A 13,408-nucleotide genomic window follows, 5' to 3' on the forward strand; every position below is an offset into this window, starting at 1 on the left:
TCATGACTCCGTTAGCTAGCACGTCTCTTGCATTCGATCATGAATAGCAACGACACGACCGGAAGGCTCGCGGCCCAGGTGAGCCTGCGCTCGGACGAGGAAATCGTCCGGCTACGACAGATCGTGCGCGACGCCGCCATCGCGCAGGGGTTTTCGCTCATCGAGCAGACCAAGTTCGTGACGGCGGCGAGCGAACTCGCGCGCAACACGCTGCAGCACGGCGGCGGCGGCGACGCGCGGCTGGAAGTGCTGGAACGAGGCGTGCGCGTGGGCCTGCGGCTCACGTTCGTCGATCAGGGTCCGGGCATTACCGACATCGAACGCGCGCTGCAAGACGGCTTCACGAGCGGCAATGGCCTGGGTCTGGGCCTGGGCGGCTCGCGGCGCCTGTGTGACGAGTTCACGATCGAATCGACTCAGGGTGCCGGCACGACGGTCACCATCACGAAATGGAAAGTACGCTAGACGGCGCGGCCGGTTCCGCCGGCGGCAGCCACCGGTCCTTCGAGATTGGCGACGCAAGCAGCGTCGCCTATGCACGCCGCGGCGCAGCCGAAGCCGCGCGCATTGCCGCGCTCACCGAAACCGACGCCGGGCGCCTCGCGATCGTGCTCACCGAAGCGGCCACCAACATCCTGAAGCACGCCGGCCACGGCGAGCTGCTCGTGCGAGCGCTCGAAGGTGCGGTGGAGCTGATCGCGCTCGACAGCGGCCCCGGCATGACCGACGTGGGCGCAGCGCTCGCCGACGGCCACTCCACGGCCGGCACGCCCGGCACCGGGCTCGGCGCGATGCGGCGGCTCTCGAACCAGTTCGCCGTCTACGCTCAGCCGGGCATGGGCACCGTGCTGCGCGCGCTCGTGCAAAAGAGCGGCGGCAACGCCGCCCACGCGGCATTCACCGGACCCGAGATCGGCGCGGTGTGCGTGCCCTATCCCGGCGAGGAAGTCTGTGGCGACGGGTGGCTCGCGCAGGCCGACCAGAGCGGCCTCACGCTCGCACTGGCAGACGGTCTCGGCCACGGCGCCGAAGCCCACGTGGCCGCCGCGGGCGCGCTCGATGTGCTGCGCCGCCGCGCCGGGCTCGCGCCTGCCGCGCTCATGGAACTCTCGCACGCGGCGCTGCGCCCCACGCGCGGGGCCGCGCTGGCGCTCGCGCGCATCGATCTCGCGCGCGGCACGCTCGCGTTCTGCGGCACGGGCAACATCTCCGCGGTCGCGTTCGGCGCGGGCCGCCCCGCGGAACGCCGCTCCAGCGATAGCCACGCCCCATCCGGCCATACGCACCGGGCCACCAGCGCCGGCACACCTTCCGCGCGCGAGTGCTATCAGATCGTCTCGCGCAACGGCATCGTGGGCCACACGATGCGCGGCACCCAGCAGTTCGAGCTGACGTGGAGCGAGAACGCGCTCCTCGTGCTGCATTCGGATGGTATCGGCACCCGCTGGGATCTTGCCGCCTGGCCCGGACTCGCCAACCAGCCCGCCGTCGTGATCGCGGCCGTCCTCTACCGAGACTTCGCGCGCCGGCGTGACGACGCCACCGTCGTCGTCGTGCGCGCCCGCCCCGGAGTACAGTTGAATCATGAATAAGCCCCTGCTGCGCATCCGGCTTGAAACCGCCCAGGACGTCGTCGCCGCACGCCGCCGCGCGCGCGAGCTGGCCGCCGGGCTCGGCTTCTCGCCGCTCGATCAGACGCGCATTGCGAGTGCCGTCTCCGAAATCGCCCGCAACGCGTTCGAATATGCGGGCGGAGGCGAAGTCACCTTCGCGCTGGAAAGCGAGCGCTCACACGAAGCGCTCGCCGTGCAGGTGAGCGACCACGGCCCCGGCGTGCGTGAGCTCGAAGCCGTGCTCGACGGCACATATCGCTCGCCCGGCGGCATGGGCCTTGGCATTACGGGCAGCCGGCGTCTGATGGACCGCTTCGACATTCGCTCCTCGGCGAGCGGCACGACCGTCACCATGGCCCGCGACTTGCCGCAAGAGCGCGGCGCGGTGGGCGGCCAGGAACTCGATCGCATCGTGCGGGAACTGTCCGCACGCAGTCCGCAAGAGGGCGTGCACGGCGACTCGCTCGAAGAACTGCAGCAGCAGAACCGCGAACTCGTCACGGCGCTCGACGAGCTGCGCGAACGCCAGGACGAACTCTCGCGCCTCGCACAGGAGCTGGAGGCGACCAACCGCGGTGTGGTGGCGCTCTACGCCGAGCTCGACGAGCGCGCCGAGGAGCTGCGCCGCGCCGACATGATGAAAACGCGCTTTCTCTCGAACATGAGCCATGAACTGCGCACGCCGCTCAGTTCGATCCGCGCGCTCGCCAACCTGCTGCTCAACCGGCTCGACGGCGACCTGAGCGTGGAGCAGGAACGCCAGGTCCGGTTGATTCTTTCGTCTGCGGAAAGCCTGGGCGAGACCGTGAACGATCTGCTCGACCTCGCGAAGATCGAAGCCGGCAAGACCGAAGTCGTTCCCGCGTGGTTCGACGCCGCCGACCTCTTCGCCGCGCTGCGCACGATGCTCATGCCGCTGCTCGACACGCCGCACGTCACGCTCGAATTTGGCGCCACGGCAGGCCTGCCGCAGCTTTACACCGACGAACCGAAGCTCACGCAGATCCTGCGCAATTTCGTCTCGAACGCGATCAAGTACACCGAGCACGGACAGATACGCGTGGGCGCCCAGTGCATGCCCGGCGATGGCGACGACGCGCGGATCACCTTCTTCGTCGCAGACACGGGCATCGGAATTGCTCCCGAGCACCACCAGATCATTTTCGAGGAGTTCGGCCAGGTGCAGAACCGCCTGCAGCAGCGCGTGAAGGGAACGGGTCTTGGCCTGCCGCTATGCCGCAAGCTCGCGGCGCTGCTGGGTGGCGAAGTGGGGGTGGAAAGCGAGCCCGGCGTAGGCTCGACGTTCCGCCTGACCATGCCGGTGCGCCTCGCTACGTCCTTCGAGGACGAACGCGAGACCTCCGGGGACGCGCCATGAACGCACCCGCCACGCTCATCCTCAACGTCGACGACAACGAAGGCGCGCGCTATGTGAAGTCTCGCGTGCTGCGCCACGCCGGCTACGCCGTGATCGAAGCCGCCACAGGCCAGGCCGCGCTCGAAGCCGTGCGTGAACAGGCGCCCGCGATCGTGCTGCTCGACGTGAAGCTGCCCGACATCAGCGGTATCGAGGTGTGCCGCCTCATCAAGTCGGACCCGGAAACGAACTCCACGCTCGTGCTGCAGACCTCGGCCGCGGCAGTGCAAACGCGCGACAAGGTTCTCGCGCTCGACGGCGGCGCCGACAGCTACCTGACCGAACCCGTCGAACCCGCCGAACTCGTGGCGAACGTGCGCGCGCTGCTGCGCCTCTACGCCGCCGAAAAAGCGTTGCGCGACGCCGACCGCCGCAAGGACCGCTTTCTCGCGACGCTTGCACACGAACTGCGCAATCCGCTCGCGCCGATCCGCAACGCCATCGAACTGCTCGACCCGCGCCACGGCGCGAACGACACGATACGCGCCGACGCGCGGCAGATCGCGAGCCGCCAGGTCGAGCATCTCGGGCGTCTCGTCGACGACCTGCTCGACGTCTCGCGCATCTCTCACGGCAAGATCACGCTGCAGATGAGCACGCTCGACTTGCGCGAGATCGTCGCGATCGCCGTGGAGACGAGCCGGCCGTTTCTCGACGCGAAGTCGCAAACGCTCACGGTCGAGATCGACTGCGAGCCGTGCCATGTGACCGGCGACGCAATACGCGTGGCGCAGATCATCAGCAACCTGCTTTCCAATGCGGCGAAGTACACCGCCGAAGGCGGCCAGATCGCCTTGCGGCTCGAAGCGGACGTCTACGAGATCCTGATTCGCGTGCGCGACAACGGCATCGGCATCGCGCACGACGAACTGCCCTACGTGTTCGATCTCTTCATGCAGTCGCGCGAGGCCGTGAAGCGCGCCGACGGCGGCCTCGGCATTGGCCTCGCGCTCGTGCGCGAACTCGCGGAATTGCATGGCGGCTCGGCGAGCGCGCATTCGGACGGGCTCGGGCGCGGCTCGGAATTCGTCGTGCGTCTGCCGCTCGCCCGGGCGCCGCAGTGCGAAGCCCCGCGCGAGCAGACGCCGGGCGCCGGAGAACACACTGCGCCGTCGCGCCGCCGCGTGCTGATCGCCGACGACAATGTCGATTCCGCCTCGTCGCTGCTCATGCTGCTGGAACTCGAAGGCCACGAGGTGCGTGTGGCCCACGACGGCCCGAGTGCGCTCGCGCTCGCGCAGACTTTCCTGCCTCACGTGGCGATACTCGATATCGGTCTGCCCGGCATGGACGGTCACGCGCTGGCGAAGGCGCTGCGCGCCGAGCCCGCCACGGCGCGCGTGCAATTGATCGCGCTCACGGGCTACGGCCAGGAGCGCGACCGCCTGGCGGCGAGCGAGGCTGGCTTCGACCGGCATCTCGTGAAGCCCGCACCGTTCGAAGAGATTCTGCGGGAAATCGAACGCACGCCGCCGGGTTGAGGCTGAGGCTGAGGTAATCTGTGCGGTCCGCTCTCAGGAGAAGAACCGCATGGATGTCCGCCCTCTCGATGTTCAAGACCTCGAACTGATCTGCCGTCATCGTGAGGCCATGTTCCGCGAAGCGGGCCGCGACGAGGCCACGCTGCGTACGATGACGGAGCATTTTCGCGCGTGGCTCGCGCCGCGGCTTGCCAATGGCGCGTACTTTGGCTACGTGCTGAGCGAGCACGGCGTGGCGATCGCGGGCATCGGGCTCATGCTGATCGACTGGCCTCCGCATCCTCTGCACCCCGAAACGGCCCAGCGCGGCTATGTGCTCAACGTCTACGTCGAACCCGACGCGCGGCGGCGCGGTCTCGCCCGCGAACTCATGCGGCTCGCCGATGAGGCGTTCGCCCGGCGAGGGGTGACGTACGCGATTCTGCACGCCACCGAACAGGGGCGCCCGCTCTATGAGGGCCTCGGGTGGGGCGCGACAACGGAAATGGCGAGGGCGCTGCCGCCCGCTCGCGCCTGATCCACCACCACCCGCGCCGCGCCAGCCCCGTTCGCGGCCACTTTCCCACCGTTCGTCGCAAGGCCCTCGCTCACCGCCGTGCCACTCTCCACACTGCAGCCATCGACTCCGCTCGACCTGCCAAGGAGAGCCAGCATGCCTGTCATCATTGCGGCGCACGTCGTCGCCGCTACGCTTTCTGTCATACTCGGAACCGCCGTCACGCTGGCCGAAAAAGGCAGCATTCGGCACAAATGGCTCGGCCGCCTGTGGGTGCTGATGATGTTCGCGACAGCACTCAGTTCGTTCGACATCCGCGAACTGAATCCGGGGCATTTTTCCTGGGTTCACGGCCTTTCGCTGCTGACGTTCGCGAGCGTCGGGCGCGCCGTCTGGGCAATTCGCCACGGCAACGTCCGCGGCCACCGTCTGGCCATGCGCGGTTCGTTCTTCGCGCTCGTCGCGGCCGGCCTCGCCGCAATTGCGACGCCACATCGGCTGCTCAATCTCATCGTCACGAGCTGGATCGCATGATTCCTGGCATGCACGTCGAGTTTCCGAACGCCTCCGCCCGCCACCCTGCGCCGGCTGCGAATGTCCTGCTGGCCGGGTTCGCGCGCGAGGGGGCGATCGTCGTCGTCGGGAACACACTGATCGCCGTCGCGCTCACCGCCGTTGGCTTTCACCGATTCATCGACAACTTCGTCTTCAGCCAGGCGATCGGGCTCTCGATCATGCTGCTGCTCGACGTCGCCCGCTTCTTTCTGCAGCGCCGCAACGCACTCACGGGCCCGCGGCTCGCTCTCGCGATGGTGCTGGCCATCATGCTCGGCGCGGAGCTCGGGCGCTCCATTGCGAGCGTGGTGCTCGGCCTGGGCCTGCGCTACGCGTTCGAGACGAAAGATCTCCCGCTTACGGGCTGGATTGCGCTCACCGCCACGCTGCTCGTCACCTGGTATGGCTGGTCGCGCACGCGCATTGCCGAGCTGAGCGAGCAGGTCGCGCGCACGGCGTGGCAAAAGGAAGCCGCCGAGCGCACAGCGCTCAGCGCGCGCCTGCAGGCGCTGCAGGCGCAAATCGAGCCGCACTTTCTCTTCAACACGCTGGCGACGCTCGACAGCCTGATCGCGTCCGATCCCCCTCGTGCGCGCGAGCTGCTCGCCAGCCTCAACCGTTTCCTGCGCGCGACGCTGGAGGCCTCGCGCGCCCAAAGCGAAACGCTTGCGGTGCAGTTCAAGGTGCTCGACGCGATGCTCGCTGTGCACGCCATGCGCATCGGAGCGCGCCTCGTCTACTCGTTCGACCTGCCGCGCGATTGCGCCGACCTCCCGGTGCCGCCCATGCTGCTGCAGCCGCTCGTGGAAAATGCGCTCAAGCACGGCATTCAGGGCGCGCTCGAGGGCGGCAGAATCGACGTCGTCGCACGGCGTGTCGATGAACATGTCGAGCTGACCGTGACCGATACGGGCCCAGGTTTTGGCGCGACGCCGGGCACCCAGGGCGCGGGCGTCGGGCTCGTGAACGTGCGCGAGCGGCTTGCGGCGCTCTACGGCGAGCATGCGTCGCTCACGCTGATCGAGAACGTGCCGCACGGCCTCGTGGCGCGCGTGCGGCTGCCTTTGCGTCATACCGTTGACGTGAGCGTGCAGGAGTCCCGATCATGAAAAACCAAACGCCCGGCGATGTGACACGAACCCGTGACACCCTGAGTGCGCTGATCGCCGAGGACGAGCCGCTGATCGCCGCCGCGCTTGCGCGAGAACTCGCCGCCGTGTGGCCGGAATTGCGCATCGTGGCGACGGCTGGCAACGGCCACGACGCCATCGAGCAAATCGGTAAGCTACAGCCCGACGTCGCGTTCCTCGACATCGCCATGCCGGGCGCGACCGGCCTCGATGTCGCGCGCGCCTGCGCGAATCTCGCCGCGCCACCGCAGATCGTGTTCGTCACCGCCTATGACGCTTACGCGCTCGAAGCCTTCGAGGCCGCGGCCATCGACTATCTGCTCAAACCCGTCGAAACCGCGCGGCTCGCGCGTACGGTGGAGCGCCTGCGCGCACGGCTCGCGAGATCGGCGGCGAGCGACACCGAGGCGCCGCAAATGCAGGCGGATCTGCAACGCGTGCTGCGCCAGCTGGAAGCGATCACGCAGGACGTTCGCGAAGCGCGGGCCGGTGCGCTAGCGGGCAAAGCGGATGACACCCCGCGCGCGACGCCGCTGCGTTATCTGCGCGCCTCCAGCGGCAACGACGTCCGCATGGTGCCGGTGGAAGATGTTCTGTACTTCGAAGCAGCCGACAAGTACGTCGTGGTCACGACGCGCAGCGGCGAACTGCTGATCCGCACGAGCCTGCGAGAGTTGTGCGCGCAACTGGACCCAGAGCGCTTCTGGCAGGTTCACCGCGGCACGGTGGTCAATGTGGATCAGGTGGAAAGCGCTTCGGTCAGCGCGATCGGGAAGATGACACTGCAGCTGCGCGGCCATGCCGGCGCGCTCGCGGTAAGCCGGCAGTACGCTCACCTGTTCCGGCAGATGTAAGCGGGCCGCGAGGGCGCGCTCGGCTCAGCGCGGCTCGCTTTTTAGATACCGCTGGGGCGTCTCGCCCATCGTCTTGCGAAACATCGTGATGAAAGCGCTCGCATTCGCGTAACCGAGTTCCGCCGCGATTTCCGCCACACGCACGCCTTGCGCAAGCTTCGAAACCGCCTCGACGATGCGCAACTGCTGGCGCCAGTGGCCGAACGTCAGCCCTGTTTCGTCCTTGAAAAGCCGCGCGAGCGTGCGCTCGCTCGCGCCCACGCGCTCGCCCCAGACGGAAAGCGAGTCGCCATTGGCCGGGTCCGCCAGCAGGACATCGCAAATCTGCCGCAAACGGCGGTCGAGCGGCAACGGCAACCCTGCGCCCGACGCTTCGCGCGATTGGCGCATTTCACTGAGCAATAGCGGGGTAATGAGCGCGTGGCGGCACTGAGCGTTGCGCTCGCGGTCTTCGACCATCGCCACCACCAGTTCGCGTAGCAGCGACGAAACTCTCACCGCGTGGCATGCGGATTCCGGCCACGGCGACGCCTGCGGCTCGAAGACCACGCGATGCATGCGCACCGCGCTCGTCGCGATCAACTCGTGGCCCACGCGCGGCGCAAGCCACAGCCCGCGATGCGGACCAAGCGTCCACATGCCGATGGGCGTCGCCACGCGCAGCACGCCGCTCGTGGTGAAAACGAGCTGTGCCTGATCGTGCGAGCGCCGCGCCTGCCTCGCGCCGGCATCGTATTCATGGCTTGTCGCCGTGAAGGGCCGTTCGAACGTGCGCTGCGTGCGTTCAAGTCGATGGCAGCTGATCTGATCCATTAGTCCGGAATTTATTCGCTGATTCACCTAAGTTTGTCTATTTTTGCGCAATTTTCTGTGAGCACATCGCGCGAGGTCGTCGTGTTCCGTATTTTGCATCGGATGACGATGAATTGCTAATGCAAACGAGAATGATTTGCACTTTATGCAACACGGATGTTTTGGCAGACCACCTATGCCCCCCCACCCTCCTGCGCCGCTGCGCCGCCGCCAAGATAGGTGGCGCGCACCCGGTTGTCGTCGGCCAGTTCGTGGGCCGGACCCGCGAGCGCTACGCGGCCGCCTTCCAGCACATACGCCCGATTCGCAATGCGCAGCGCCTGGCGCGCGTTCTGCTCCACCAGCAGTACCGCCGTGCCTGCGTGGCTGATACGCGCGATCACTTCGAAGATCGCGCGTACGAGCTTGGGCGCAAGCCCCATTGAAGGCTCGTCGAGCAGCACGAGTTTCGGCTTGAGCATGAGCGCGCGCGCAATCGCCAGCATCTGCTGCTCGCCGCCGCTTAGCGTGCCCGCGAGTTGCTCCTTGCGCTCGCGCAGTCTGCTGAATGTTTCGTAAGCCTGAGCAATGCCTTGATCGAGCGCGCCGGCGTCGTGCCGCAAGAGGTAACCGCCAAGGCGCAAATTCTCCTCGACGGTCAGGCCGCCGAAAATACGCCGCCCTTCAGGCACATGCCCGATTCCAAGCGCAACGATACGATGCGACGGCAGCCCGACGAGCGCCTGCCCCTCGAACGCAACGCTTCCGCCGCGCGGACGCAGCAGCCCGGAGATGGTGCGCAGCGTCGTGGTCTTGCCCGCGCCGTTGGCCCCGAGCAGCGCAACGATCTCGCCCGGCTCGACGTCGAGCGAAACGCCGTGCAGCGCTTCGATGTTGCCGTAGTTCACGCGCAGGTCGCGAACGTCGAGAAGTTTGCCGGCCGTGCCTAACTCCATAACGACTTCTCCCCGTCCGCGGCGTCCGGTCCGTCGTCATCTTCGGCCGTGCCGAGATAGGCGTCGATCACCACGGGGTTGTTCTGGATTTGCACAGGCGTGCCCTCGGCAATGATCTCGCCATGATCCATTACGATGATGCGGTCCGACACGCCCATCACCAGCGCCATGTCGTGCTCGATCAGCAGCACTGTCACGCCCAGGTCGCGTATGCGGCGGATCTGCGCCATCAACGCGTGTTTTTCGGTGGGGTTCATGCCGGCGGCGGGCTCGTCGAGCAGCAGGAGGCGCGGCTGGCTCGCCAGCGCACGGGCGATTTCCAGCCTGCGCTGATCGCCATACGGAAGGTCCGAGGCATATTCGCTCGCGCGCGCGCCGAGCCCTACGAGATCGAGCCAGCGCTGCCCGAGCGCGCCGTGCTCCGCAGCCTCGGCGCGCGCGGCGCGCGTGCCCAGCAACTCCGCCACGAGGGCCGTGTGCAGACGATGATCCATGCCGATCAGCACGTTCTCGAACGCGCTCATGTGGTTAAAGAGCCGGATGCCCTGAAACGTGCGCGCTATGCCGCGATGCACGTTGCGATGGGGCGCGCCACCGGCAAGCGGTTCGCCGCGCCAGACGAGGCGTCCGCCGCTTGGGCGGATCACACCCGTCAGGCAGTTGAACACCGTGGTCTTGCCCGCGCCGTTCGGGCCGATCAGCGCGAGAATCTCGCCGCTGCGCACCTGGAAGCTGATCCCGCCGATCGCGCGCACGCCGCCAAAGCGACGCTCGAGGTCATGCACCTCAAGCAGGGTTTCGCGCGCGGCGGCGGCTTCGAGGCCGCCGCTATCGGCGAGAGAAACGGCCGCCGTGGTTTCCTTGCCCGCCGCTTCTGCGGCTTCCGCTTCGTGCGCCACCGTCGCTTCCTCGGGTCTCGGCGCGGCGCGCCTCACGCGCGCGGGCCACAATCCTTGCGGACGCAACAACATGAGCACGACGAGCGCCACGGCAAAGCCGAAAATGCGCCAGAGGTTCAGGAAGCGCAGCATTTCCGGCAGGCCCGCAACGATCAGCGCGCCCAGTATCACGCCGGGAATGCTGCCGCGCCCCCCCATCACGACGACGATGAGGATCGTCACCGACTGCAGATACGTGAACGCCGTGGGATCGATCGTGCCGAAGCGTGCGGCGAACAGACTGCCCGCCAGGCCACCGATCAGCGCGCCTAACACGTAGGCGAGCATCTTCACGCGCAAGGTCGCAACGCCCACCGCTTCGGCAGCGGCTTCATCCTCGCGGATGCTGGTCCACGCGCGCCCAAGGCGCGAACGCCCGAGCCGCACGGCGAACACGAGCACGACGATGAAGAACACCATGCCCAGCACGTACACCGAGCGCGGCGAACTGAACTCGAAGCCAAACAGGTTCGGCGGCTCGATACCGTAGATGCCGTTCGGGCCGCCGGTAATGTCGAGGTTGGTGGCGACGATGCGCGTGATCTCGCCAAAGCCGAGCGTGACGATGGCGAGATAGTCGCTACGCAGGCGCAACGTGGGATAGCCGATCACGACGCCGGAAGCGCCTGCGAACGCGAGGCTGAACGGCAGCGTCGCCCAGAACGAGAAATGCAGCAGGGTTTCGAGCAGCGCCGTGGTATAGGCGCCAATGGCAAAGAACGCCGCGTAGCCGAGGTCGAGCAAGCCGGCGTAGCCCACGACGATGTTCAACCCGAGGCCGAGGATCGCATACGTGATGATGGTGAGCCCGACGTCGACGATATAGCCGCTTGCAAAGGCCGGCAACGCGGTCGCCGCCGCGATCAGCACGACGGCGGCGACCCATGTGGTTTGCCGGGATTGCCCAGCCTGTGCGCGCATGCCTCACATCCTCTCGACAACGCGTTCGCCGAACAACCCTGTCGGCTTCACCACGAGCACGGCAATCAGCACGCCGAACACGAACACGTCGGTCCACTGGGAGGACACATACCCCGCGCCGAACGCTTCCAGCAAGCCGATCAGGAAGCCGCCCACCATCGCACCGGGAATATTGCCGATACCGCCGAGCACCGCCGCCGTGAATGCGCGCAGGCCGAGCACGAAGCCCATGAAGAAGTTGATCTGCGTGTAGAAAAGCCCTTCCATCACGCCGGCGACCGCAGCGAGCGCCGAACCGATGAAAAACGTGAGCTGGATGAGCCGCTCGACGTCGATGCCCATGAGGCGCGCCGCATCCTGGTCGATAGCGAGCGCGCGCATGGCCGTGCCGATAAACGTATGGTGTACGAACAAATACAGCGCGCTCATCAGCGCGAAGCTGGCCGCAACAATGCCGATCTGCGCGAACGTAATGTGCACGTTCGCAATATCGAAGCCGGTATGCGTGAGCAGGTGCGGATACGTGCGAAAGCCCGCGCCGTAGGCGATCAGCACGCCGTTCTCCAGCAGCAGCGAAACGGCGAGCGCCGTAATCAGAATGGAAAGGCGCGGCGCGCGCAGTAACGGCTGGTAGGCCACGCGCGCGATCGCCACGCCGAGCAGGCCGGTCGCGAGCATGGACACCGCGAAGGCCACGAACAGTGCGAGCGCGAGCGGCAGGCGCGCGGCCGCGAGGGCGGCGAGCGCGGTCCAGCCCATGAACGCGCCCACCATGAAGAGATCCCCGTGTGCGAAGTTGATGAGCCGGATGATGCCGTAGACCATCGTGTAGCCGAGGGCGACGAGCGCGTAGAACGAGCCGATCGTCAGCCCCTCGACGACGAACTGGAAAAAGGTGCTCATGAGCGGCCCGGGGCGCTTACTTCATGGTCACCCACTTGCCGTTTGCATCCTGGCGCTGGTAAGGCTCGAACTGATCGTTGTGCACGACGACCGTGATGTACACGGCGCGGCTGCGATCGCCCTTCGGATTGAAACCGATCGTCCCCGTGGCGCCCGGATAGTTCGCGATCTTGTGCAGCGCCGCGCTGATGTCCGCGGGCTTGGCCGATTTCGCATCGGCCATGGCCTTGGCCGTCACGCCCACGGCGTCGTATTCATACACGGAGTACGGCCCCGGCCCTTGACCATAGGACTTGTTGTACTGATCCACGTAGTCGTGCGCGCCCGCAAGGAACTGCGCGAGCGGCGCGGTCGTGATGATCATGCCGTCGGCGGCCGGCCCCGCCGTCTTCATGAGCGTCGGATCATTGGTGCCATCGCCGCCCATGAAGGTCATCTTCAGGCCCACCTGGCGCGCTTCCTTCACGAGCAGACCCGCCTCCGAGAAATAGCCCGTGTAATAGATCACGTCCGGGTTCAGTGAGGACACCTTGGTGAGCGTCGGCGAATAATCCATCTGGCCCGGCGTGATCGAGTCGGCATACACCACGTCTACGCCCATCTTTTTGAGCGATTCGACCGTGTTCTGCGCGAGACCCTTCGCGTAGGTCGTGTTGTCGTCGATCACCGCCGCGCGCTTCACGTGCAGCGAATTCTTCATGAAGCTGGCCGCAAACGGCCCTTGCTCGTCGTCACGGCCAATCGTGCGAAACACGTTGTCGTAGCCCATTTCCGTGAGCTTCGGATTGGTCGAGGCATCGAGCACGTAGGGAATGCCGGCCCGGTGGAACGCGGTCAACTCGGGCAACGCGGCGCTCGAGCAGTAGCCACCCGCCACGGCGACCACGCCTGCATCCACGAGCTTTTGCGCAGCCTGAACCGCCGTTTGCGCATCGCAGGCGTCGTCTTCGGGTACCAGTTCGATCTGCTTGCCGAGCACCCCGCCTGCCGCGTTGATCTTCGCGGCCGCGAGCTTCGCGCCGTTCAGGATATCCGTGCCCGCTGCGGCGCTGCTGCCCGAAAGCGGCACCGGCACGCCGATCTTGATCGTCTGGGCTTGTGCGAAGCCAGGCGCGAGCGCGGCAAGCGAAAGGAAGGTGAGCGCGAGGGTTGCGTGCAGCGTGCCATTGTTCTGAGGATTCATGTGAGCGGCTCCTGAGCGTGGACCCGACCGGGCGATGCCGCAACGCAGGCGAGCCCGCGCGGTCAGTTAGCGAAACGAAATAATTCGTCCGGTGCGATGCCCTGCAAGACTCGCTCGCTCATGGCGCGCAGCTTGCATGGGGACCGGCGCATAACGACTTATCCATGAT

13 protein-coding genes are annotated in these 13,408 nt (G+C 66.7%); 8 read left to right on the plus strand and 5 right to left on the minus strand.

Translation table 11 applies throughout. The annotated features are described in order from the left end of the window. The first annotated feature begins 39 nt into the window (after positions 1-39). From U5A58_RS27970 to U5A58_RS28005, 8 genes are all read left to right on the plus strand, one after another. Positions 40-465: an ATP-binding protein gene (locus U5A58_RS27970; RefSeq protein ID WP_321948645.1), complete on the plus strand. Its 426-nt coding sequence runs from the start codon at positions 40-42 to the stop codon at positions 463-465. Next, positions 450-1,592 (plus strand): ATP-binding protein, encoded by a 1,143-nt coding sequence (locus tag U5A58_RS27975; protein ID WP_321963825.1) that lies wholly within the window; start codon positions 450-452, stop codon positions 1,590-1,592. Before U5A58_RS27970 ends, U5A58_RS27975 begins: the two co-directional genes overlap by 16 nt. Next, the gene (locus tag U5A58_RS27980; RefSeq protein ID WP_321963826.1) at positions 1,585-2,991 is read left to right on the plus strand and encodes a sensor histidine kinase; all 1,407 of its coding nucleotides are present in this window, start codon (positions 1,585-1,587) and stop codon (positions 2,989-2,991) included. Before U5A58_RS27975 ends, U5A58_RS27980 begins: the two co-directional genes overlap by 8 nt. Next, positions 2,988-4,511 (plus strand): response regulator, encoded by a 1,524-nt coding sequence (locus U5A58_RS27985; protein WP_321963827.1) that lies wholly within the window; start codon positions 2,988-2,990, stop codon positions 4,509-4,511. The genes U5A58_RS27980 and U5A58_RS27985 overlap by 4 nt, the downstream gene beginning before the upstream one ends. A gap of 49 nt (positions 4,512-4,560) precedes the next feature. Then, positions 4,561-5,028, plus strand: a complete 468-nt coding sequence (locus U5A58_RS27990; RefSeq protein ID WP_321963828.1) for a GNAT family N-acetyltransferase — start codon at positions 4,561-4,563, stop codon at positions 5,026-5,028. 135 nt (positions 5,029-5,163) lie between these two features. After that, positions 5,164-5,541, plus strand: a complete 378-nt coding sequence (locus tag U5A58_RS27995; protein WP_321963829.1) for a DUF2306 domain-containing protein — start codon at positions 5,164-5,166, stop codon at positions 5,539-5,541. Continuing rightward, on the plus strand, positions 5,538-6,671 hold the full coding sequence (locus U5A58_RS28000) for a sensor histidine kinase (RefSeq protein ID WP_321963830.1): 1,134 nt from the start codon (positions 5,538-5,540) through the stop codon (positions 6,669-6,671). The genes U5A58_RS27995 and U5A58_RS28000 overlap by 4 nt, the downstream gene beginning before the upstream one ends. Then, the gene (locus U5A58_RS28005; protein WP_321963831.1) at positions 6,668-7,546 is read left to right on the plus strand and encodes a LytTR family DNA-binding domain-containing protein; all 879 of its coding nucleotides are present in this window, start codon (positions 6,668-6,670) and stop codon (positions 7,544-7,546) included. Before U5A58_RS28000 ends, U5A58_RS28005 begins: the two co-directional genes overlap by 4 nt. A 24-nt stretch (positions 7,547-7,570) precedes the next feature. Here U5A58_RS28005 and U5A58_RS28010 read toward each other — a convergent pair whose 3' ends face one another. The 5 genes from U5A58_RS28010 to U5A58_RS28030 all read right to left on the minus strand — a co-directional run bounded on the left by U5A58_RS28010 (position 7,571) and on the right by U5A58_RS28030 (position 13,239). After that, entirely contained in the window at positions 7,571-8,359 is a 789-nt protein-coding gene (locus U5A58_RS28010; RefSeq protein ID WP_321963832.1) for a helix-turn-helix transcriptional regulator, read from the minus strand. 173 nt (positions 8,360-8,532) lie between these two features. Then, the gene (locus tag U5A58_RS28015) at positions 8,533-9,294 is read right to left on the minus strand and encodes an ABC transporter ATP-binding protein (protein WP_321963833.1); all 762 of its coding nucleotides are present in this window, start codon (positions 9,292-9,294) and stop codon (positions 8,533-8,535) included. Next, positions 9,285-11,153 (minus strand): ABC transporter permease subunit, encoded by a 1,869-nt coding sequence (locus tag U5A58_RS28020; protein WP_321963834.1) that lies wholly within the window; start codon positions 11,151-11,153, stop codon positions 9,285-9,287. The genes U5A58_RS28015 and U5A58_RS28020 overlap by 10 nt, the downstream gene beginning before the upstream one ends. A gap of 3 nt (positions 11,154-11,156) precedes the next feature. Continuing rightward, complete coding sequence (locus U5A58_RS28025; protein ID WP_321963835.1) at positions 11,157-12,056, minus strand: branched-chain amino acid ABC transporter permease; 900 nt, start codon at positions 12,054-12,056, stop codon at positions 11,157-11,159. Positions 12,057-12,072: 16 nt separating this feature from the next. Continuing rightward, the gene (locus U5A58_RS28030) at positions 12,073-13,239 is read right to left on the minus strand and encodes a branched-chain amino acid ABC transporter substrate-binding protein (RefSeq protein WP_321914096.1); all 1,167 of its coding nucleotides are present in this window, start codon (positions 13,237-13,239) and stop codon (positions 12,073-12,075) included. Positions 13,240-13,408 lie beyond the last annotated feature (169 nt).

Origin of the sequence: Paraburkholderia sp. J7, assembly GCF_905220155.1 — a bacterium.
In the GTDB taxonomy this organism is placed as follows: Bacteria; Pseudomonadota; Gammaproteobacteria; order Burkholderiales; family Burkholderiaceae; genus Paraburkholderia.